This window comes from Neobacillus sp. (assembly GCF_031988165.1).
GTDB classification, from domain to species: domain Bacteria; phylum Bacillota; class Bacilli; order Bacillales; family Cytobacillaceae; genus Neobacillus; species Neobacillus rhizosphaerae.
On record NZ_DALZYO010000052.1, the window covers coordinates 1 to 22158 of the forward strand.

Genomic DNA, 22158 nt, shown 5'->3' on the forward strand with positions numbered 1-22158 from the left:
CTGTCTTCGCCTAACGGCTTGCCAGTCGGCGAGTTTACATTTATCTCAGTCGAAGCGCTCCAGTCCATACGCCGATAGGCGGGCGCCTTGCGCTTTTCTTATTATAATTTCCGGTATTTTTTCAAGGCAAAGATATTAAGCACTATGAAGATGGCTGCGAAGATGACCAAGGCGAGAAGGTCGCCGCTAATTTCGCTGAAGCCAGCCCCTTTATACATAACATCTTTTAATGCGCCTGCTGCGTAGTAGATGGGCATAATTTTTCCAACGGCTCGCAGCCAATCCGCCATTCCCTCTGGTGGGAAGATTCCGGCAAAAAAGATCTGCGGAATAATCACGATCGGGATAAATTGAATCATTTGGAATTCAGATGCTGCAAAAGTCGATAAAAGAATCCCTAAAGATAATGCAACCAATGCAAGCAACAAATTAATCAAGAGCACATTCCAAATGGAACCGACAAGAACCAAGTCAAGAACGTTAATGGAATAGAAAACGACGATAACTGTTTGAATAACGGCAAATATTCCATAACCAACCAAATAGGCCGTGACAATTTCTGTCCTTCGGATTGGCGTTGACATCAACCTTTCCAATGTACCAGTTGTCCGCTCGCGCAATAATCCTATTCCTGAAATGATAAACACAAAGAAGAAGACAAAGTATCCGACTAAAATCGGACTTAATACATCAAAAAAGACGGTGTCTTTATTTCCGTAAACATATTTTGTTTCAATGTTTTTTTGAGTGATATTAGCCGCAAGTGCAGGATTTTGCTGAATCAACTTGATTTGTCCAGCCGCTGCGACCGCTTGGTTAACCTTCATTTGTAAAGCCTTCGCTGTACCGGGGTCATCGTTCTGCAATGTTAACTTGAATTTTCCGTTATCCTGCTCCAATAAACCGTCCAGGTCGTCAGCTACGACTGTTTTAGCGGTTACCTTTTCATACTGTTTTACATCAATTTTTGCCTTTTCGATGATTTTTACGAGATTTTCATCAATCCCGACAACACCTAATTTCGGGTTAACGGTACTGCCATTAAATAAAAAGTACATCAGGGTCAAAATTAATAAGGGTGCGACAAACAACAAGGCTAAGGTTCGTTTGTCCCTGAACATTTGCTGACAAATTCTTTTGATTAATGCCAAGACTCTCATGCTTGTTTCACCCCCGCTTTCAGGAATACCTCATCAAAATCGTCAGTTTCGTATAACGCTTTTAACTCGTTTGGTGAACCACTAGTGATAATTCGCCCATCTCTGACCATGGCTACATAATCACATTTCACGGCTTCATCCATCACATGGGTGGTTACAATGATCGTTTTTTCTTCTTCGTTTTTCAACCGTAACAATTCATTCCAAATGGACAATTTTAATTCGGGGTCAATGCCGACGGTGGGTTCATCAAGGATTAATACCTTTGGATCTTGAATGAGCGCGATGGCCAGTGATAAGCGCCGCTTCATTCCCCCGGAGTAGGCGGCAACCCGTTTTTTTAAGTCAGCTGTCAGGTTTACTAAGCCAGCTGCATAGGCAATCCGCTGTTTCTGTTCCTCCTTATTCAGCTTATAAAGCGATGCGAAAAATTTCAGGTTCTCTTCACCGGTTAACTCTACATACAAGGCATCGGATTGGGCCATATAACCGATTTCCTGCAGCAAACCGAGATTGGGCATTTTTTTATTTAAAACATGAATCGTCCCGATATCGGCCTTTTCCATGCCGACAATCATTTTGACAAGCGTAGTTTTCCCTGCCCCAGAAGGACCGATGAACCCGAATAACTGCCCTTTTGGGATTGTTAAGTTAACATCATTCAAAACGGGTTTTTTACCAAAGCTTTTATTGACTTGTTCCACTTTAATGGTTGGATCCATTCTCATAACCTCCCAGAAGATAAACTGTTCTTATGATATTATTTTACAACTCCAGACGGTTTTAACAATGAACAGAACGGGGCAATATGTTTATTATTTCAAAAAAAGAGTTCGATGACGGAAAATTTCCTTGACCAAATAGTTGCTCGGATACAAAAATTTTAAAAGGACCCCTCTTCAAATGTATGTATATATGAAAAAAAGAGGTGACATATCGTCACCCCTTACAGCTTAGTTTTCTACTAATTTTTTGACAATCTTTTGTTGATCAGTTGGTTTCACTTCGTTTGGATCCTCAGCTTGTTTTGCGCGTTTAATAAAGAAGGCAAGAACAAGAGCAATACAGGCAATTCCAACCGAAACGACGAATGAATCGTTTATCCCTTCCAACATCGCTTTCATGGCAACCTGTTGCTTCATTTCAGCTAATATTGCTGGAGTAGGTTTCTCGGTTAAGTGTTTCATAGCAGAGGCCGCTAAATCGGTTGCATGTGTTTTCGTACGACTTGTCATGATTGTGACGAGCAACGCAGAACCAATTGCCCCTGACACCTGTTGCAGTGTACTGTTCATCGCAGTTCCGTGTGGATAGAAACGTGCTGGCAATTGGTTTAAGCCATTTGTCATGACCGGCATCATCACCATCGACATCCCAAACATCCGTGCTGAATATAAAAGTATTAAATGTGCATAAGATGTATCAAGGGTTAATTTGCTGAAGAAATAACTGGTTATAACAGTAATGGTTAAGCCAATAACAGCTAATATCCGGCCGCCAATCTTATCAAATAATTTCCCAGTGATAGGAGACATAATTCCCATTAAAATCGCACCTGGAAGCATCATCAAGCCCGATTTCATTGGAGAAATTCCACGAATTGTTTGAACATAGATTGGTAAAAGCAACATAGCTGAAAACATGGCCATAGAGATGACAACAGATATCGCTGATGATAATGCAAACATTGGGTATTTATAAATTCTGAATTCAAGCATTGGTTTTTCAAGTTTAAGTTGACGGAAAATAAACGCAATCAATGAAATCGCTCCGACAATAATCGTTACATATACTTGTGGACTATCCCAGCCCTTGCTACCTGCTGAGCTAAATCCATACAACAGTCCGCCAAAGCCCACACTTGATAACAAAAGCGAGACCAAATCAAGACGGATATCTACTTTTTCTTTTTTATCTTTAAGCAGGAAAACACCAATTAATAGAACAATCACAGCAATTGGTGAGACAAAATGGAATAACATTCTCCAGTCAAAATGTTCAAGCATCCAACCAGATAAGGTAGGTCCAACTGCTGGTGCGAAAATGAAAATTAGCCCGAAAAGCCCCATAGCTCCTCCTCTTTTTTCAGGTGGAAAGCTTGTTAACATTACATTCATTAATAGTGGCATCATAATGGCTGATCCAGAAGCTTGGATTAACCGAGCAATTAATAAAACAGGAAAAACGGTAGAGAATCCTGCAAGGAATGTACCAATTGTAAATAAACTAATCGCAGTTAGGAATAACCCTCTTACGGAATATTTTTGAATCAAAAAGGCAGTTGCAGGTATCATAATTCCATTCACCAGCATATATCCTGTTGAAAGCCATTGAACGGTCGATGTTTCGACATCTAAATCCTTCATAATCGATGGAAGTGCTACATTTAAAAGTGTTTCGTTTAACATTGAAATAAAAGCCCCGATCATAAGGATGGCAAGAATCCCATACGGTGGACGGTTATTATTGACATTGGATGATCCCATCATTATCTCCCCTCGAACTATTGGTTCATTTTTTTATACTTATGTTTCAAGCAATGTCTATAATATCACCATCAGTTCAATTTTTGCAACAAAAAAAATTTCCCATCCTAGTGAATTGAATTTATTAGATAAGCTAAGCTAAGCTAAGCCATTCCCTCTTGGTTAAACTGTCCTTATAGCTCTTTACTATTCAACCCTGTAACATGTCTAGGACCCAAAAGGGTGATGCGCGATAAAATCAGTGCCATTTCCCGCGGTGATTTTTCCATCCCGCTTTCTAACCAATGCTGGATCACACCGAGGTGGGCTGAGCTGACATAGGCAATGAGAAAATCAACTGGGACTAGCATTTCTTCCTGTTTTAATTTGGAGAGGATATTTTGAAAAAAGGTCCTTCGAATTAATTCCTTTAATTTTACCTGAAATGATGCATTTCCCTTTGGACCTAGGGCAACCTTCATAAAACTAGAATTCTCTTGTAAATATTCAAACAAGTAAACGATAAACGGGAATGGTTCTTTTTGACCATCAAATTTTAATGCATCTTTTGGATCTATCTTATGAGTTAGCTTTTGAATCTCGTTGATAATCTCATCTTCACATTGATCTAATAAATCGAATTTATCACGATAATGCAAATAAAAGGTGCCGCGATTGATATCCGCTTTTTCTGTCAAATCACGGACCGTAATCGCTTCAAATCCTTTTTCCTCCATCAGCTCTGTAAGAGCATCACGGATCAACCGCTTTGTTCGAATAATCCGTCTATCTGTTGGCCGTTCCAACATATTTACGCCCCCTTTATAAAAATTTTTTTGTTATAAATGAACAGGAAATCGCATTGTGTTAAGTAATAAACACTTGATCAGTTAGTTGTTTATTGCTATTGATGATAGACCAATTATAATAAACAATGTGAATAATAATCAACAGCTTGTTCATTAAATGACGAATAAAGGGGAGACATGCTTCTTTGGCAAAGGCTTAAGCTGGAACCATCCAACTTCAGCTTTGGCTTGGATCGGCTTAGGGAGCATGGTCGTCATGTTTGCTTCCGTTGTAAAATTTAGTTCAAAACAGAAAGCAAAGTCCAAATCAAATTAAATTAAATGTTAATCTGAAAGGCTTGGTTTCCCTAACCAAGCCTGTTGAATTCGCATTTCCCTTTTTCAGTGGAAAAGGGGCGGAGCGCCGCAAAAATGAATCACTTTAACCAGTTAAAGTGAAATACCCATTTCACTAGACGAAAGATGTGAAGTCTAGCTCTGCTCTCACCGCCTTTATTAGGTGACTACGGCTTGTTCTCTACATTTATTTCTATGGTTGGGTTGGGAGTTGAGGCTCATGATAGTTTTTTGTGTTTTCTAGGTATATTTGGAAATTTTGAGGCTAAACCTATAGGAGTAAAATTCCCATCCATGGAAGGTGGTTTAGCCATGATCATTAGCTTGCTGAATGGTATGGAAGTACAAATTCCCGGTATTTTTAATGTAGAAGGAGTGGCGGCTATCCTTTTTTATTTCACGATGTATGCGTTTATTGGCTGGCTGCTAGAAAATAGCTATAACTTCATCACAAAGGGTACATTTTTTAAGGCCAATTTTTTATGGGGGCCTTTTAAGCCGATGTACGGCATTGCCCCTCTCCTCTTAGTTTTTTTGATATCACCAAGCACACATTGGGCGGTTGTAGTCCTTTTATGCTTTTTCATTCCGACGCTGGTTGAGTATGCGAGCGGTGCCTTGCTGCAGAAATTATTCAATCGCCAATGGTGGGATTATTCCGACGCTCCAATGCAGCTGCATGGTCATATTTGCTTACCCTTTTCCCTCTGTTGGGTATTCCTGTCAATGATTTGCTTGAAATGGGTTCATCCAGCTATGGTCACAATGTATGGAGTCATTGAACCTTTTTGGACATGGATAGGGGCAGCAGCAGGACTCTACTTCCTTGCTGACTTTGTTTTGGCAATCCGAAAACACGCTACAGAAGACTTCGTTACGGAGGAATCAACTAATCCCATTCAATAGCTTCATAAAAAAGAGTGCCTAACAAAAATGGTAGTGGTGTTAGGCACTCTTTTGCGTGCAAAAAGATTAAAATTCAATGAAAAAAAGAAATATAAGTAAAAATAATGCTACATTGGAGGGGAGCGTTTTACGCATAATAGTTGGAATGGGCGCCTTGAGAAATGCACCATAAAGGAGAGGTAACCTTGGAACAGCGTATTTTGGTAGTAGAGGATGAAAAACAGATTGCAAAGATCCTAAAGATTGAACTTGAGTATGAAGGATATGAGGTAGTGGTTGCTTATGACGGAAAGTCGGGATTGCAATCAGCCTTGAACGAAAAACTAGATTTAATCTTATTAGATGTCATGCTGCCCGAAATGAATGGCATTGAAGTATTAAGGAAAATTCGAAAAGTAAATACTCTCATACCAGTCATCTTACTAACTGCCCGTAATATGACAATGGATAAGGTGGCAGGTCTTGACCAAGGAGCCAATGATTATATTACAAAGCCATTTGAGATTGAGGAATTATTGGCGAGAATTCGCTCTTGTCTTCGTCAGAATTCCATTGCTGTCAAGGCTTCAATATCGGATGACTCCATTTTCGCGATTAGGGATCTAACCGTTAATGTTGAAACGAGAGAGGTAACCAGGGGGGAGACTTCGATTACGTTAACCCCGAAGGAATTTGATTTGTTAGTGTATTTGCTTTCTAATAAAAACAAAATCGTCACAAGGGAAAATATCCTGTATCATGTATGGGGCTATGAATATGAAGGGGAAACAAATGTCATCGATGTGTTTATCAGACATTTACGAAAGAAAATCGAAGAAGGCTTTTCTGACCCAACGATTATTCAAACGATTAGGGGAATCGGTTATACAGTAAGGGAGAATTAAGCAAATGAAGATTACAACAAAAATTAACCTTATCACAACCGCTTGGGTACTTTGTGTATTAATTGCTGTAAATTCAGTGGTCTTTTTTTCTTTTATGAAAATTACTGTCAATATGGAGGATGATGAACTACATCAGAAGGCAGATACATTGATAAAGGAAATTAACAAGGAAACCTCCCTTGCCGATACGAAGGAAAAATTACTGCCCTACCTTGCGAACCATTCTTATATTCGGGTCATTCAACCTGATTCAAAAATTGTCAATCAAGTAACAAATGATCAGCAGATGACTGCTAAAATAAAGGCGAAATTTGCCGATAAAAAAGAAACAGAGCGTGTGACCATTAAATTAAAGAATCAAGAAGAACAGATTGCTATTGTTCGGGTGCCATTCAAATCGAAAGGACAAGTTATTGGAACACTAGAGTTTGGGAAGAAATTAGCAGGCTTGGAATTAGGAAAGGACTTATTATTATCCATACTTACGTTTTGTACGATTTTAGGAGCGGTATTATCTCTAGTAGGCGGTAGATGGCTATCGAATCTAATCATGAGGCCTATTTCCAATATGATTAACACGATGGAGGATATTGAACAAAGTGGTACCCCGAAAAAAATTGTCATTCAACATGAAACAAAGGACGAACTGCACAAACTGGCCGTTACGTTTAATCGAATGATTGGCAGACTAGAGTCAAGTTTAGAAAAACAACGACAGTTTATTTCGGATGCCTCTCATGAATTAAAAACCCCACTCACGGTTATTAAAAGCTATGCAGACCTTTTACTAAGAAGGGGAATACGGAATGAAGAGGTTGCCCACGATGCCATTGAATCGATTTATTCAGAAGCTACTAGAATCCAAAAAATGACAGAAAAATTTCTCGATTTAGCCGATACTGAATCTGGAAATAGTTTAGAAACAAAAGAATTCAATTTAGTTTGTTTTTGCGAGAAAATATGCAAACAACTTCAAGCAGCCTATAAGCGTGAAATCAACCTCCACTTTAATGAAGCTTGGATTACTGTGATGGCAGATGAATTAAAGCTCAAACAGGTAATTATTATATTAATTGATAACGCGATAAAGTATAGTATGGACAAAGTAGAGGTTTACTTAGAAGACTCGAAAAAGTTAACCAGGGTAAGGGTAAAAGACTATGGACTCGGTATACCAGAGTATGAAATTGACAATATATTTGAACGTTTTTACCGGGTTGATAAGGCAAGAAGCCGTGAAACTGGAGGAACTGGACTGGGCTTATCCATTGCCAAAAATATCATTAAGCAACACCGTGGTGAAATTAAAGTAAAAAGTACGGTGGGAATAGGAACAGAGGTGGAGTTGTTCTTACCAAAAAGGAATGAGGAATAATGATTAAAATCGTAATCGTAAGTTTTATCGCAATATTCATTTTATTTCTTCTATATGCTATTTTGCCAACAGTGCTTATTCGTATCAACAGCTGGGGCATTACTAAAAAGACGAATCTAAAGGCAATCGCCTTAACGTTTGATGACGGTCCTAATCCTGAATATACCCCGCAATTATTGGATCTATTAAAAAAGAACGGTGTAAAGGCCACTTTTTTTGTAGTTGGCAGTAAGGTGAAAAAGTACCCTGATATCATTAAACGAATGAATCAAGAGGGCCATACGATAGGAATTCATCATTTTGAACATACTTCAAGCTGGATTCTCTCACCCCTTCAATTAAAAAAACAGCTGCTGCTGACGGAACAGGCAATCATGGAATGTACGAATGAAAAAGTAAGGTTTTACCGCCCGCCATGGGGGAGTTTTAATCTTTTCAGTCTGCTTATCAGTAAACCATATAAGGTAATCCTCTGGTCGCATATCTTCGGAGATTGGAAGGTAGTAAAAGGGAAAAGCGGTCTGCTTAAGCAACTGCTGGCAGCAACAGAACCTGGTTCGATATTATTGCTCCATGACTGTGGGGAAACGCTAGGTGCGGATAAGGAAGCACCTCGCTATATGCTCAAGAGTTTAGAAATCTATTTACAGGAAAACATAAAAAAGGGAACAAAATTTGTGACATTAACAGATTTATGAGGGCATTTATGAATGTTGAGACGATTGTACAATACATTGAAATATATGGATACCTAGTTATTTTCTTGTTTTTATTCTTTGGTATTGTTGGCATTCCTGCGCCCGAAGAATCGCTCTTGTTTTTAATCGGCGTACTGTGTGTCCATCACAGGCTCTCCTTGGGATTGGCTATGGGATCTTCCCTTCTTGGGGCGTTTGTCGGCATGCTGACAGCCTATGTGTGTGGACGATACGCCGGGGCCCCTTTTATCAAAAAATATGGCAAATATGTAGGGATTACCAATGAACGCTGGGAAAAAGTAAGTAGTAAATATACAGTAAATGTCCGTAAAAGCATCGTGTTCGGTTTTTATCTGCCAGGTATCAGGCAAATAAGCCCGTACTTTGCTGGGATAACGAACATTCCTTTTCGGAGGTTTTTCCTCTTTTCCCTGCTGGGCACACTGCTCTGGATCATCCCCTTTATTATGGCTGGATATTTTCTAGGGAAAATCTTCCACATAAATCCAGATTATGTTCCTTATTTAGGAATCATCTTCTTAATTCTTTTTTTCCTATATGTTATAATAAAGTATATAAAAAGGAAAATAACGGAACCAACTAAATAGAGCTAGATAAACAAAAACCCGAAAGCCCTTTTTCGGGTTTTTGTTAAAAAAATACTCTTAAAAAAATGCTGAAGGTAAGATTAAAAATCCATTAAAAACCACGTTTCTCAAGAAAACAGTGATACATTGGAAATGGATAATTAGAAATCATCCTTTTCAAGGAACGATTCCTATCAGAACAGGAGATGGAACAAATGAAAAAGATCCTTTTTTTACCACTCTTACAGATGCAATCAGGACATCACCAAGTCGCTGAGGCAGTTATGGATTTATTAAAAAATCATACAGAAGATATTATTTTTAAAAAAATAGACTTGTTAAGTTATACAAATAAATCGCTAGAAAAAATGATTACCAATGGATACTTAAAATGGATTCGCTACGCACCTGAAACCTATAAACTCGCATACAAAAGCTTTTTTTACGTCCCGCCTACAAAGGGTCATTCCTTTATGTGGTATGAACCGCTCTTTTTGAAAAAAATGGAGCAGTTGCTAGCGGAGGAAAAACCGGATTTGCTCGTTTGTACTCATGCCTTTCCTTCTTATTTAATCAGCAGGTTAAAAATGAAGGGGAAATGCGACGTCCCCATTATTAATGTCTATACTGATTTCTTTATTAATAGTGTTTGGGGAAGAGAGGGAATTGATGTTCATTTTCTTCCAAGTCAGCAGGTAAAGGAACATCTACTTACGAAGTATCAAATTCCGAAACAACGTCTGTTTGTCACTGGTATTCCAATTCATGAAAGGATTACCAAAAAAGACGTTAGGCAAAAAATACACAACGAACGCCCGAAAATTTTAATAGCCGGGGGAAATAGCGGTTTGGGCGGAATTGCAAAACTAGCAGATGAGTTAAAACGCTCCACGCAGATCGATTATCTAGTTCTTTGCGGAAAAAATCGTAAACTATATGATGAAATTCTTTCATGGGATTTAGCGCATATTAAACCACTACCATATCTTTCATCAAGGACCGAGATGAATAGTATTTATGAAGAGGTCGATGCCATAATGACAAAACCTGGTGGTGTCACAATAAGTGAAGCTTTAAAAAAGCAGCTTCCTATCTTTGTTCATTCCACGCTCCCAGGTCAGGAGGAAATTAATTTACACTATTTAAAAGACAACAAGCTTGCATTTGAACTTGATCAGAAACTTCCATTGGAAAAACAATTGCTCGATGTTTTGCTGGATGCTGACAAAATGAATTGCTGGGAGCAGGCCGTCCATTCCTATCAGAAGGGAATAGAGCTGGATAACCCGGAATCAATGTTAGGTGTGATAAGTGCCATCCTCGATCAAAAGACGAGCAGTCTTCAAACGGGAGTTGTTGGTCAGTCAAAGGTTTTTCAAAGTGCAGGGGCATAATTGAATTTCAAATACTCAGACTGAAGAAGAAGAGCCATGTTCATGGTTCTTCTTCTTTTTTTTCTCAAAAATGTCAATTATAAATGGAAAAATAGCCCCTCCGAGTCATATGAAATATTGGTGAATTCGTTTACTTTATTATTTGTTACACATTAAGACCCTTAAACTATGAAATAACTTATGTTTTTCTAGGAAGGAAATAAAACGAATGAGAGTGGTAGTGAAACTATTTTTTATGGCGGTGATGATTAGTTTATTGGGAGGAAAGGAGGCTTTTGCAGAAGCATCGCTCCAGTCACAAATTAATGCTCTTCCCGAAGGTGCTGTACTTAAGTTGCAGGAAGGTATTTACGACGAGGAAATTGTTTTAAAAAGACCCATTGTCCTGGAGGGGGAAAAAGGGACCATTTTTAAAAGCTGTTCTTCTAAACCTGTACTGACGATTACCGGTAAAAAGGTAAGCTTGAAACATATCAAAATAGTTGGTTGTCAAAAGGCGGAAAGTTCTTCTGCCATTTATTTGAGTGGAAAACAACATCAGCTTGAAGATATAACGATAGAAGGTGCCAACTTGGGTATGAAGTTGGATGAGGTTAAAAATAGTCGTTTCCGAGCTATCACAATTACTGGAAGGACTAAGGCGAACGGCTTTGATCTTTGGGAATCCCATCATAATACCTTTGAAGGTATCCAGATTGATCACGTCCAAGACGGATTTTATATGGAAAATAGCCACTATAACACCTTTCGCGGCAATACCATCAACGATTCAAGGTACGGGCTGCACGTCATGTTTTCTGACAATATTACCGCTAGTAAGAATGTATCTGCACGTAATTTTACAGGGGCGATGGTAATGGGGACCCACCATTCCGTCTTTGAGGATAATCAGTTGATTGAAAATAACCAAAATGTGAACGCTCAAGGACTGCTTCTCTTCGATGTTCACGATTCCACGGTTCGTCGCAATCGGATTTCAGATAACCGGGTTGGGATGTTTATCGAAGATTCGAGTGGGAATAAAATGGTAGGCAACGAATTCTCGGCCAATTTTGTTGGGGCACAAATGAATAGAATCGAGAAAAATGTAATCAAGGGCAATGCCTTTATCAGCAATGTCAATGATTTTCAAGCGACGGATGGAACCGATAATACGATTCAAAAAAACTATTGGGATGCCGCTTTGAAGCTTGATACGGACGGTGATGGAATGAGCAATCTGGCTTACAGTGCTGACCCCTTCTTTCTTCATCTGACAATGGAAACACCTCCCTATCAGCTATTCTTTCAGCATCCAGGGATGATGTTACTGCAAAAAATGCTAAAAAGCCCCGAAGAGTTGCTAGTAACAGATAAAGAGCCGTTAATGAAAAATGAGTTAAAGAACCATATACAACCTGAACAGCAAAGGACCATCTTCTGGTTCATATGCCTGGCAATGATTTTTGCCAGTTTACTTGTAATTTATTTTGGGAGGAAAAAAACATGAAACACAAATTACTAAAAACATTACTGATAACCATCCTATCCTTATTCGTCATCGCTGGCTGTGGAAAAAAAGAAATTAAACCAGTAGCAATCAATGAAAAAACCGATAAATGTGAAATCTGTCATATGGCTGTGAAAAACAATCAGTTCGCAACAGAAATTATCTTGGAAAACGGTAAATCTATGGTATTTGATGATATCGGCTGTATGTACAAATGGAAGAAAGAAAATAAGGATAAAAAAATAGCTAATTCATTTGTGAAAGACTATGACTCGAAGGAATGGATTGAAGCAGAAACTGCCTCTTATGTGTATGACAAACCAATCAGAACGCCTATGGCCTATAATGTCATCTCTTTTACAGATAAAAAAGATGCGCAAAGTTTTATCGATAAAAATGGTGGCAGCCTTTTAACCTATGATAAACTTTCTAATCATTCGTGGGAAAAGAATGAAGAAATGGTCAAAGAGATGAAGGAAAAAATGAAAATGGATGGCGGCAAAGATGGCATGAAAATGGAAATGGAACATTCCGAGGATAGCCACTAGAAGCAATAGAAGATAAGCGCAAAGAGACAGTCATTTCAGATTGTCTTTTTGTATGGAAAAGGGGCAGAGCGCCTTGCGCTTTTCTTGTTGTTTAGGAAATTATAAAATAATTAATTGTGGATAAATTGAAATAGTTCTCTGAATCCAGCTCCAGCGCCCAGCGGCTAGTGTACTTCGCTCTCCGCCCTACGATAAGTCAACATCGAATCGCTATCGCTCTTCGTGTTTCCTTTATCTCAGTTGGAGCGCTCCAGTCCATACGCCGCTAAACGGGCGCTTGCACCTTTTGTTCTGCTAGGTTGGTTCTTTGCATGATGTGGCGTTCCATAGTCGATGGTGGCTTGGAACGCCATATACGTTTTTTGAAAGGAAATGAAAAATGAGAAACTTATGGCTTTCTGAATGGAAGACAATGACGAGGCAGCGTTCCTATTACCTGTTTTTAATCCTCTGGGTGCTGGTGTTTTCCCTGTTGTTTTTACTAGAACGAAATAATACTGGAATTTCCAGCTTTACGAATATAACGGGAACAATCGTTAATATCCTTCTGTATTTGCTGCCCCTTTTCATGATGATTATCGGTTCCTTTTCGATTACCAATGAAATGGAAAGTGGACAGTGGCATCTTCTCTGTACGTATCCCGTTAGTATCCCCACTTATCTAGTTGGAAAATTGGCCGGGCTAATGACCGCTCAAGCAACTGTATTCACATTAAGCTTTGGGATCAGCATGGCAATTGGTTTGTTGGCAGGCATCCAGCTATCGCTACCATGGCTGCTTGGCATTTATCTCTTTTCGCTCCTGCTGATCTATGTATTTTTGATTCTCGGCCTTTTTCTTGGAACCGTTGCGAGAACAAGATGGAAGGCATTAATGACGTCTGTTGCCATCTGGTTCTTCTTAATCATGATTTGGCCGACCGCACTAATTGCCTTGTTAGGTCTCGTTCCTTATCCGCTGATAGACCCATTAATGAAAATCGCGATGGTTTTAAATCCTGCCGAGTTTTTACGTGTCTTTTTAATCATTCAATGGGATAGCGGTGCGATTTTTGGAGCGTCATATGATGGGGTTGTTCACCTATTTCAATCGGGCACCGGCTGGAGCATTCTAATCGGCTACATGATGGCTTACCTATTGATTCTGTTTTCCCTCTCCATTCTGTGCCTACGAAGAAGGAGATTTCTATGATCGAAATTATTAATGTTTCCAAGCTATTTAAACAAAAAACGGCCCTTTATCCGTTCTCATTAAAAGCTGAGGACGGTGAGTGCATTGTCCTTTGCGGGGGAAACGGTGCTGGTAAAAGTACCTTACTTCATATCATTGCCGGCATTTCTGCCCCAGGTGGTGGCACGGTGATGATTGATAAGGTTGATATCAATCATCAACGAAAACAGTATGTTTCGTTAATCGGCTATATGCCGGATGAGTTTTTTGCCCAAGAGACAATGACCGTTACCGAGTTTTTAACCTTTTATGGGACCTTTAGGAAGGTACCACCATCCAGGGTGAAGGAAGTCATCCAAATTCTTGGGTTAGCGACCAAAAAGGATGACATGATTAAACACTTATCAAAAGGGATGCGTCAAAGGCTTTTATTTGGCCAAGCATGGTTGGCCAGCCCCTCCGTGTTGATACTGGATGAGCCGACAAATGGGCTGGATCCGTATTGGATAGATGTATTTATTGATTTGCTGAAAAAAATAAAGCGGAGCGGGACGACAATCATTTTTTCGACCCATATGATGGATGTTGCCGCAGAGGTGGCCGACCAAGTGGTCTTTATGGAAAATGGAATGATCGTAGAAGCAATCAAAAATGACCACATGGATCCCAAACAATTTATGGTGGAGCTGCTGGGCCGCTATCGTCAAAAAGAGGAATAATCGGGGCGAATATGCTTTAATGGAGTTATCAGCTAGGAGAGAGGCGGTTAGGATGTCGTTTCGTACACTAAAAATAATCTCGATTTTATTACCTCCGCTACTCATAGGGAGCTTCGAACTTATCCGGCATAGTGTATTACTGCATAATTTGTCAATGGAGACAGGGAATTACTTGATTATCTTATTAACATTAGTTATTTCCTATGTGTTTACCACCTGGATGTTTAAAATGATGGAGGAAAAAAACCATCGCCTGGCAACGGAGCGGGAAATGCGCGCTGTTTATGAAGAAAGAGAACGGCTGGCAAAAGAATTACACGATAATATTGCACAAACCTTATTTTTACTAAAGGTGAATTTAAAAAAGGGAAAAATAAATGAAGCGAGCGGACTCGTTAATTCTATCGATGCAAATGTTAGGCAGGCGATTTATAATTTGCGCGTGAATCCTTTAGAGATGATTTCTTTTCCGAAACGAGTGGAGAATTGGCTGAACGAATGGAGTACGGTTTCTGGAATTGAAACAAAGGTGACCATCCAGTTATCGGAGGGGTACTTTAATCCTTCAGAAGAGGTTCAGATTTTCGGAATCATCCAGGAGGCATTTACGAATATTCGAAAACACTCTGGTGCACAAACCGCTGTTTTACTAGTCCAGATGATTCCCCATGGCTGGGAAATGAAAATTGAAGATGATGGGAAAGGGTTCTCGAAAAATGACAGGAGGCCTAGTCAATACGGTCTGATCATGTTAAAAGAGCGAGTCGAAAAAATGGATGCGATGCTTGACATCTTCTCTGAGATAAATAAAGGGACGAAAATAACGGTAAAAGGGAATGATAAATGATGGTTCCATATCGAGTTTTGATTGCTGACGATCACCCCCATGCAAGGCAGGCTATTATGGAAATCCTTGAAGAAGAAAGCCTTTTTACGATTGTTGGTCAAGCAAAGAATGGCAAGGAAGCCATTGAACTGTGCGGTGAACATCTACCCGATATTTTATTAATCGATATTGAAATGCCGGTTTTGGACGGCCTAGAGGCAACGAAAATCATCAAGGAAAAATATCCGTTTATCAAAGTGATTATTTTAAGTGTCTCTGATAATGTAGGTGATTTGTTTACTAGCATTCAGTATGGAGCCCAGGGCTATTTATTGAAAAATATGGATCCGGATGATTGGCTTCAGTATCTGCGTTCGATTGTTGATGGGTCGAATTCGGCAACTAGGGACTTGGCTGGAAAGCTTCTCTATCAATTTCGAGAACGCGATTTGCAAAACACCACTAAGAATAGCTCTTTGACGCCGAGAGAAAAAGAAATTCTTCTGTTAGTTTCAGAAGGTTTAACCAATCGGCAGATTGCCGAAAACCTATTTATTGCCGAGAATACGGTGAAAAATCACATCAAAAATCTACTGGAAAAGCTCGGTCTCGAAAACAGAGCACAGCTTGCTTCCTATGCAGTTAAATATATTGTGAAATAAATGGGAAACGATAATAAGAAGGATTTAGAGGTGTGTGAACACTGGGCATAGAGGAGGGATCCTTATCTATAAAAAACAGGAACGAATGTTAATATGGCTAGCCTTTATCGTGGCATTCATTATTGGCTTATCGATTATAGGGCGGATTTTTTCAGGGTAAATGAAGATTTGCTAATTGCTTGGTGCTATAGGGGAGGTTGAATGATGCCTTCTGAAATTTAAGAAAGGTGGTCGTGTTGTGAAATGGGAAATGAAGATTCAGTATTTTTTAGCCGTGTCCTAACAGAATTAACCCTATCCTTCCACATCATTTATGCAACCATAGGTGTCGGCGTACCGCTGATGATTATGATTGCTCAATGGGTGGGGATTAAGAAGAATGACGAACATTATATATTACTGGCTCGCAGATGGACGCGTGGGTTCGTTATTACCGTGGCAGTCGGGGTTGTGACCGGAACCGCAATCGGCCTGCAGCTCTCTCTTTTATGGCCAAACTTTATGGAGCTGGCGGGAAATACAATTGCACTGCCGCTATTTTTGGAAACCTTCGCTTTCTTCTTTGAAGCGATATTTTTAGGAATATACATATATACATGGGATCGGTTTAAGAATCAGAAAAAGCATTTATTGCTCCTGATACCTGTTGCGCTGGGGGCATCCTTTTCCGCCATATTTATCACGATCGTGAATGCATTTATGAATGCGCCGCAAGGCTTTGATCTTGTTAATGGGGAACTGGTGAATGTAAGTCCGCTCTTAGCCATGTTTAACCCGGCGATGCCGTCGAAGGTGACACACGTCGTAGTAACGGCCTATATGACTTCAGCGTTTGTACTGGCCTCCATCGGTGCTTTTCGTCTATTGAAAGGGTCGAACCATGAGTATCACAAAAAGGCGTTATTATTAACGATGAAGCTTGGCTTGATATTTTCCATTGCAACAGCTGTAATCGGTGATTTTTCCGGAAAGTATTTAGCGGAATATCAGCCAGAAAAATTAGCAGCGGCAGAATGGCACTTTGAAACAGAAGCTGGTGCTCCGCTTATCTTGTACGGGGTTTTGGACAATGGAGAAGTGAAATATGCATTGAAAGTCCCATTTGGCCTCAGCATCTTGGCACATAGTGATCCGAACGCTAAAGTCATCGGCTTGGATCAATTTAGCAAGGAGGATGTGCCGCCGCTTTATATTCATTATTTATTCGATTTAATGGTAACAATCGGTATGTGGCTTGTCTTCCTATCGTTAGTTTATCTCGTTGGTACGTGGAAAAAATGGCCGTTTATTTTTTCAAAATGGTTTAGATGGCTAATGGTACTCGGTGGTCCATTCTCGATTATCGCGATAGAAGCGGGCTGGTGGCTGGACGAAGTAGGCAGACAGCCGTGGGTTTTGCGCGGGATTATGCGGACAAAGGACGCAGCAACGGCAAGCGGACATGTGGATACGATGCTATGGCTGTTTGCCGGATTATATCTCATCCTTGGCATTGGCAGTGCGTTCGTATTATGGCGGATGTTCCGCAAGAATCCAGTGGAACAGGAATTAGCTGATCGGGCAGCGGATAAGGCGGGTGACATGAAATGACACTTGAAATCCTTGGAATTACCGTATTGGGCGTTTTTCTATTCGGGTATATTATCATCGCATCGATTGACTTTGGGGCAGGGTTTTTTAATGCCTTCAGTACGGTGACCGGAAAAGAGCATATTTTGACGAAGGTGATTCAACGTTATTTATCACCGGTTTGGGAAGTTACGAATGTATTTTTAGTCTTTTTCTTTGTCGGGATAATCGGCTTTTTTCCAAAAACAGCCTATTACTATGGTTCAACCTTACTTGTCCCTGTGAGTATCGCCGTGATTCTGCTGGCCATTCGCGGTGCCTATTATGCGTTTACCACCTATGGGGGGTTGAAGCATAAACGGTATACCATCTTGTACGGACTTACAGGATTATTTATCCCAGCGTCCTTATCGATTGTGTTGACGATTTCCGAGGGCGGGTTTGTCACGATGGAGAAATCGGGGCCGGTACTTGATTATTGGGTCTTGTTTACAAGCCCGCTGTCATGGAGTATTGTAGTGCTTAGTTTGACATCTGTCTTATATATTTCCGCCGTGTTTTTAACATGGTATGCGCAAAAGGCGAAAGACAGGGCGGCCGCCAATCTGCTCCGGAAATATGCCCTTGTTTGGGCAGGGCCTGCCATCATCACCGCTACGGGAATTATCGTGGAGATGAAGGCCCATAATCCAGAACATTATCAGCGATTAGTCGATGTCTGGTGGTTGTTTGGGCTATCCATAATATTGTTTGCGGGAACTGTTTTCTTACTGTGGAAACGGCTTGCTTACGGTTTAGCCTTTGGGTTATTAACCGGACAATTTACGTTCGCCTTTTTGGCCTATGGAATATCGCATTACCCTTATTTAATGTATCCGTATCTCACGATTTATGACAGCTTCACGAACAAAGCGATGGCAACCGCCTTGGTGATTGCGTTTATTGCCGGACTCTGTTTACTCCTGCCATCTCTATACCTGTTGTTAAGGCTGTTCTTGTTTAACAAAGATTATGTTCAAGGTAATCGTAATGATCATGCTTAAAAGGAGGCCCCACCGTGTTGGATGATTTCCTGATGTTTTACGCGCCATTTCTAGTGCTCCTTGCTTCTATAGCAGTAGCGTTCTGGATAGCTCCGAAAGATAAAGCTGTAAATACGACCAATTCTAGCCAAAATAAATAAAAACGACACCATTTTGTTGTTAGAATGAATGAAAGAAGAGCCTTTGGGTTCTTCTTTTTCTGTGGAAAAGGGGCGGAGCGCCGCAAAAATGAATCACTTTAACCAGTTAAAGTGAAATACCCATTTCACTAGACGAAAGATGTGAAGTCTAGCTCTGCTCTCACCGCCTTTATTAGGTGACTACGGCTTGTTCTCTAAATTTATTTCCATGGTTGGGTTGGGAGTTGAGGCTCATGATAGTTTTTTTGTAAAAAATAAAAAAACTGAGCTTGTGAAGATATTGGTGTTCAGGTTTGAATGTGTAAATACATATAGAAAATATCGTCCATATTCATCGGGGCTTTATATTGACTTATTATTGTTCAAATTAAAAAAATTGACACAAATGGCAAGGCTCTAAAACATACATTGGTGTTACGATTAGGTAGAAAAGTAACACGATTATGGTTCCGTTACAGGCGAAACAGACAATGAACCATACTTTACCCCTTTTAAACTAAGTAATTTATCCCGTAAAGTACGGATATTTTGTGTGTTTCCGCGAACGACAATCATTTCCAAGCAATTATGATGATCCAGATGAAAATGAGTTGTGGCAAGAATGGCATCATGATAGTCGTGCTGGATGGTCGTTAGTTCCTCCATAAGATGGCGTTGATGATGATCATAGAAGATAAGGAGACTTCCTGCCACCTCATGATCGTCTTGTTCCCATTTATGTTTGACTAACTTTTCGCGGACTAAATCTCGGACAGCTTCAGAGCGGGTTTTATACCCTTTCTCCTCGATTAATTGATCGAAGCTCTCGAGTAAGCTTTCTTCCATGGATACGCCAAACCGACTTAAGTTCTTTGAAGTCAAAGTTTTGTGCCTCCTTCCTATAACTTAACCATATCATAAATATTTTTTTAGAAAAAGTGTAAAGGAGAATCGTAATGCATATTCCTGATGGGATATTAAGTCCCACTATCTTAGCCGCAGGCGCAGTGGTATCAGTTGTTGTCCTTGCCAAAAGTGTTCAAGAATCGAAGAAAAATCTCGAGCAAACAGCGGTACCGATTATGGGTGTGATGGCTGCATTTATCTTTGCAACACAAATGGTCAATTTTCCCTTATTAGGAGCTGCAGCCTCTGGTCATTTGATTGGAGGAGCTTTAGCTGTCTATTTATTCGGCTTTTGGCCGACAACACTCATTATGACAACAGTGGTCACGATTCAAGCAGTGGTGTTCCAGGATGGGGGGATCAGCGTCCTAGGTGTCAATATTCTGAATATGGCGATCATTGCTCCGCTAGCCGCTTCAATTGTCTATAGATTGCTACGAAAAAGTAAAATCCCTGTTACACTGATGGTATTTATTGCAGGCTGGGTTTCTGTTGTCGCCACTGCTGCTTTTGCCGCCCTTCAGCTTGGGGCGTCCAATGTGGTTTCCTATCGTTTGGCGTTACAAACACTTATCCTGTGGCATTCGATCATCGGCATAGGTGAAGGGCTGATTACCGGAGCGGTTGTTCCTTTTGCCCGTCGATCTTCGTTTTTCCTTACAAGGAGAGAGGAGAGATCATGATGAAGAAACGGATTTATATTTGGATTACGATATCGCTATTTATTGCTGGAGCTGTATCCTTGCTTGCTTCGCAGCATCCCGATGGCTACGAAAAGGCAGGAAAAGAGCTGGGATTTATTGACCGAGCGACATCGTATCTTCATTCACCACTCCCTGACTATGCCATTCCTGGCATGCACTCATGGCTGTCATCAAGTCTTTCGGGCATCATTGGCGTTGTGATTACGTTTGGACTCTTTCTCTTGCTAGGAAAAATGGCAGGAAAACGAAATTGATTGCCCTCCCTCAACCAAGGGTAAAAGTGGTGATGGCCCTTTTCCTGATTGTGCTCGGCGTTTTACCGAAGGACCTTATGGTGATTGGTGGAAATTTGCTCATCGGGATGTTGCTTTTCATTATTTATGGGATTCCGGTTCGTGCCTTTATTAAACAGCTAAGGCCGATAGCGTTCTTTATGCTGTTTACTTTTCTATTCTTTCCTTTATATGAGGGGGATCATGGATGGATAAAAGCGCTTCAATATAGCGGGCGATTGCTTTTTGTTGCCCAGGTGCTCACCTTTATGTTTTACCGCATGGGTATTCCAGCTTTTTTGCAAGTGTTAGCTGAGCTGCGGCTTCCGTCTATTTTTATGGAACTGATTATGTTTACATTGCGGTTTATGGACGTGTTTCGAGGTGAGGTGCGGCAAATGCTGTTAAGTCTTCGGAGCCGAGGCTTTTACACTGGTAAATGGTTTCAAGTAAAGAAATATCGGGTATTAGGCGGGCTATTAGGAAGCCTGCTGCTTCGCTCCTTTCAACGATCCGAACGGATTTATTTAGGAATGTTGAGCAAAGGCTATAAAGGAGAACGAAAGCCGATGAAAACAGAAATTGTACCTCGGTTTGAGTGGCTGCATGGTGTGCTGTGGGTCGGCTGTGTTGCCTGTTTGTTTTTTGTGGGAGGACAGCGATAATGGATGTATTTCAATTTCATAATGTGTCATATGGCTATACGAATGACAAGCCGATATTAAGAGACATCTCCTTCTCGATACGCGAGGGTAGGAAAACGGCGATTGTTGGCGCAAACGGAGCCGGAAAGTCGACGATTTTGTTTCATTTGAATGGGCTGTATGCCGTGCAGCAAGGAGATGTATTTTTCCGTAATCAGAAGGTTGATAAGAAGCTGCGAAAAGAATTATATCAACATGTTGGCATCGTCTTTCAAGACCCTGACGACCAGCTTATTTCTTTAACCGTGTCCGATGATATAGCGTTTGGACCTGTTCAAATGGATGTAGCTGCTGAAGCGGTTCAGGGAAGAGTGGATAAATATATTAAGCTTCTAGGAATTGAGCATTTACTGGCGGACAATCCCTCTGAGCTAAGTTATGGGCAAAAAAAGCACGTCACCGTTGCTGGAGTTCTTGCGATGGAAACAGATGTCTTTATTTTAGACGAGCCAATGGCCTTTCTTGATCCATTCGGAAAAGAACGGATGGCATCGATATTACAGCTGCTGCAGGAGCAGGGCAAAACAGTGATTGTGACGACCCATGATATGCAGTTTGTCGCTGAATGGGCGGAGGATGTGATCGTGATTCATCAAGGTCAGTGCCTCGGAAGCTTCCAACCCAGGGAGCTGTTTCAACGCCCTGATATTATGAAAGAGGCTAATTTGACGTTGCCGCCAATTGCCGAATTGATGACCGCCATATGGAAAGGTAATCATGGAGAAATGCCGATACGAATTGAAGAAGCAAAGAAATGGTTAGCAACTTATATGTAAGAAAAAGGAGGGAACGAAGAGTTCTCTCCTTTTTTA

The 22158-nt window shown here is 40.5% G+C and carries 24 protein-coding genes; 19 read left to right on the top strand and 5 right to left on the bottom strand.

The genetic code is table 11. From position 1 onward, the window contains the following. Positions 1 to 101: 101 nt before the first annotated feature. From RTR43_RS22780 to RTR43_RS22795, 4 genes are all read right to left on the bottom strand, one after another. Positions 102 to 1160, bottom strand: a complete 1059-nt coding sequence (locus tag RTR43_RS22780) for an ABC transporter permease (protein ID WP_312475626.1) — start codon at positions 1158 to 1160, stop codon at positions 102 to 104. Continuing rightward, the gene (locus RTR43_RS22785) at positions 1157 to 1882 is read right to left on the bottom strand and encodes an ABC transporter ATP-binding protein (RefSeq protein ID WP_312475628.1); all 726 of its coding nucleotides are present in this window, start codon (positions 1880 to 1882) and stop codon (positions 1157 to 1159) included. The genes RTR43_RS22780 and RTR43_RS22785 overlap by 4 nt, the downstream gene beginning before the upstream one ends. 231 nt (positions 1883 to 2113) lie before the next feature. Beyond that, positions 2114 to 3646, bottom strand: a complete 1533-nt coding sequence (locus RTR43_RS22790; protein ID WP_312475682.1) for a DHA2 family efflux MFS transporter permease subunit — start codon at positions 3644 to 3646, stop codon at positions 2114 to 2116. 173 nt (positions 3647 to 3819) lie between these two features. Next, a complete protein-coding gene (locus tag RTR43_RS22795; protein ID WP_312475630.1) occupies positions 3820 to 4434 on the bottom strand; it encodes a TetR/AcrR family transcriptional regulator in 615 nt (204 codons plus the stop codon). A gap of 648 nt (positions 4435 to 5082) precedes the next feature. Between RTR43_RS22795 and RTR43_RS22800 the strand changes: the two genes are divergently transcribed. From RTR43_RS22800 to cydS, 15 genes are all read left to right on the top strand, one after another. Continuing rightward, positions 5083 to 5676, top strand: coding sequence for a putative ABC transporter permease (locus RTR43_RS22800; RefSeq protein WP_248737861.1), 594 nt, complete (start codon positions 5083 to 5085; stop codon positions 5674 to 5676). Positions 5677 to 5861: 185 nt separating this feature from the next. Beyond that, the gene (locus tag RTR43_RS22805; protein WP_312475633.1) at positions 5862 to 6560 is read left to right on the top strand and encodes a response regulator transcription factor; all 699 of its coding nucleotides are present in this window, start codon (positions 5862 to 5864) and stop codon (positions 6558 to 6560) included. Positions 6561 to 6564: 4 nt separating this feature from the next. Continuing rightward, complete coding sequence (locus tag RTR43_RS22810; protein ID WP_312475634.1) at positions 6565 to 7935, top strand: sensor histidine kinase; 1371 nt, start codon at positions 6565 to 6567, stop codon at positions 7933 to 7935. Next, a complete protein-coding gene (locus tag RTR43_RS22815; protein WP_312475636.1) occupies positions 7935 to 8633 on the top strand; it encodes a polysaccharide deacetylase family protein in 699 nt (232 codons plus the stop codon). Before RTR43_RS22810 ends, RTR43_RS22815 begins: the two co-directional genes overlap by 1 nt. Positions 8634 to 8641: 8 nt before the next feature. Continuing rightward, positions 8642 to 9241, top strand: a complete 600-nt coding sequence (locus RTR43_RS22820; RefSeq protein ID WP_312475638.1) for a DedA family protein — start codon at positions 8642 to 8644, stop codon at positions 9239 to 9241. 194 nt (positions 9242 to 9435) lie between these two features. Beyond that, positions 9436 to 10614, top strand: coding sequence for an MGDG synthase family glycosyltransferase (locus RTR43_RS22825; RefSeq protein WP_312475640.1), 1179 nt, complete (start codon positions 9436 to 9438; stop codon positions 10612 to 10614). Positions 10615 to 10822: 208 nt separating this feature from the next. Then, positions 10823 to 12103 (top strand): right-handed parallel beta-helix repeat-containing protein, encoded by a 1281-nt coding sequence (locus RTR43_RS22830; RefSeq protein WP_312475642.1) that lies wholly within the window; start codon positions 10823 to 10825, stop codon positions 12101 to 12103. Continuing rightward, positions 12100 to 12651, top strand: coding sequence for a nitrous oxide reductase accessory protein NosL (locus tag RTR43_RS22835; protein WP_312475644.1), 552 nt, complete (start codon positions 12100 to 12102; stop codon positions 12649 to 12651). Before RTR43_RS22830 ends, RTR43_RS22835 begins: the two co-directional genes overlap by 4 nt. Before the next feature lie 379 nt (positions 12652 to 13030). Then, positions 13031 to 13843, top strand: coding sequence for an ABC transporter permease (locus RTR43_RS22840; protein WP_312475647.1), 813 nt, complete (start codon positions 13031 to 13033; stop codon positions 13841 to 13843). Further along, the gene (locus RTR43_RS22845; RefSeq protein WP_312475685.1) at positions 13834 to 14541 is read left to right on the top strand and encodes an ABC transporter ATP-binding protein; all 708 of its coding nucleotides are present in this window, start codon (positions 13834 to 13836) and stop codon (positions 14539 to 14541) included. Before RTR43_RS22840 ends, RTR43_RS22845 begins: the two co-directional genes overlap by 10 nt. A gap of 52 nt (positions 14542 to 14593) precedes the next feature. Further along, the gene (locus tag RTR43_RS22850) at positions 14594 to 15388 is read left to right on the top strand and encodes a sensor histidine kinase (RefSeq protein ID WP_312475650.1); all 795 of its coding nucleotides are present in this window, start codon (positions 14594 to 14596) and stop codon (positions 15386 to 15388) included. Next, positions 15388 to 16029, top strand: coding sequence for a response regulator (locus RTR43_RS22855; RefSeq protein WP_312475686.1), 642 nt, complete (start codon positions 15388 to 15390; stop codon positions 16027 to 16029). Before RTR43_RS22850 ends, RTR43_RS22855 begins: the two co-directional genes overlap by 1 nt. A gap of 243 nt (positions 16030 to 16272) precedes the next feature. Further along, complete coding sequence (locus tag RTR43_RS22860) at positions 16273 to 17619, top strand: cytochrome ubiquinol oxidase subunit I (protein ID WP_312475653.1); 1347 nt, start codon at positions 16273 to 16275, stop codon at positions 17617 to 17619. Then, a complete protein-coding gene (locus RTR43_RS22865) occupies positions 17616 to 18641 on the top strand; it encodes a cytochrome d ubiquinol oxidase subunit II (RefSeq protein ID WP_312475655.1) in 1026 nt (341 codons plus the stop codon). Before RTR43_RS22860 ends, RTR43_RS22865 begins: the two co-directional genes overlap by 4 nt. A 17-nt stretch (positions 18642 to 18658) precedes the next feature. Next, positions 18659 to 18781, top strand: a complete 123-nt coding sequence (gene cydS, locus RTR43_RS25715) for a cytochrome bd oxidase small subunit CydS family protein (RefSeq protein WP_454786405.1) — start codon at positions 18659 to 18661, stop codon at positions 18779 to 18781. Positions 18782 to 19222: 441 nt separating this feature from the next. Here cydS and nikR read toward each other — a convergent pair whose 3' ends face one another. Continuing rightward, positions 19223 to 19642 carry a nickel-responsive transcriptional regulator NikR gene (nikR, locus tag RTR43_RS22870; protein WP_312475658.1) on the bottom strand — a complete coding sequence of 140 codons (420 nt, stop codon included), beginning with the start codon at positions 19640 to 19642 and terminating at the stop codon, positions 19223 to 19225. Between the two features lie 74 nt (positions 19643 to 19716). On the opposite strand from nikR, the gene RTR43_RS22875 reads away from it, so the two are divergent. From RTR43_RS22875 to RTR43_RS22890, 4 genes are read left to right on the top strand one after another with little or no spacing between them, the layout of a single operon-like run. Then, positions 19717 to 20349, top strand: coding sequence for an energy-coupling factor ABC transporter permease (locus tag RTR43_RS22875; protein WP_312475661.1), 633 nt, complete (start codon positions 19717 to 19719; stop codon positions 20347 to 20349). Further along, on the top strand, positions 20346 to 20624 hold the full coding sequence (locus RTR43_RS22880) for a PDGLE domain-containing protein (protein WP_312475664.1): 279 nt from the start codon (positions 20346 to 20348) through the stop codon (positions 20622 to 20624). Before RTR43_RS22875 ends, RTR43_RS22880 begins: the two co-directional genes overlap by 4 nt. Further along, positions 20531 to 21307 (top strand): energy-coupling factor transporter transmembrane component T family protein, encoded by a 777-nt coding sequence (locus RTR43_RS22885; protein WP_312475667.1) that lies wholly within the window; start codon positions 20531 to 20533, stop codon positions 21305 to 21307. Before RTR43_RS22880 ends, RTR43_RS22885 begins: the two co-directional genes overlap by 94 nt. Then, positions 21307 to 22122 (top strand): energy-coupling factor ABC transporter ATP-binding protein, encoded by an 816-nt coding sequence (locus RTR43_RS22890; protein ID WP_312475669.1) that lies wholly within the window; start codon positions 21307 to 21309, stop codon positions 22120 to 22122. The genes RTR43_RS22885 and RTR43_RS22890 overlap by 1 nt, the downstream gene beginning before the upstream one ends. The last annotated feature ends 36 nt before the right edge of the window (positions 22123 to 22158 follow it).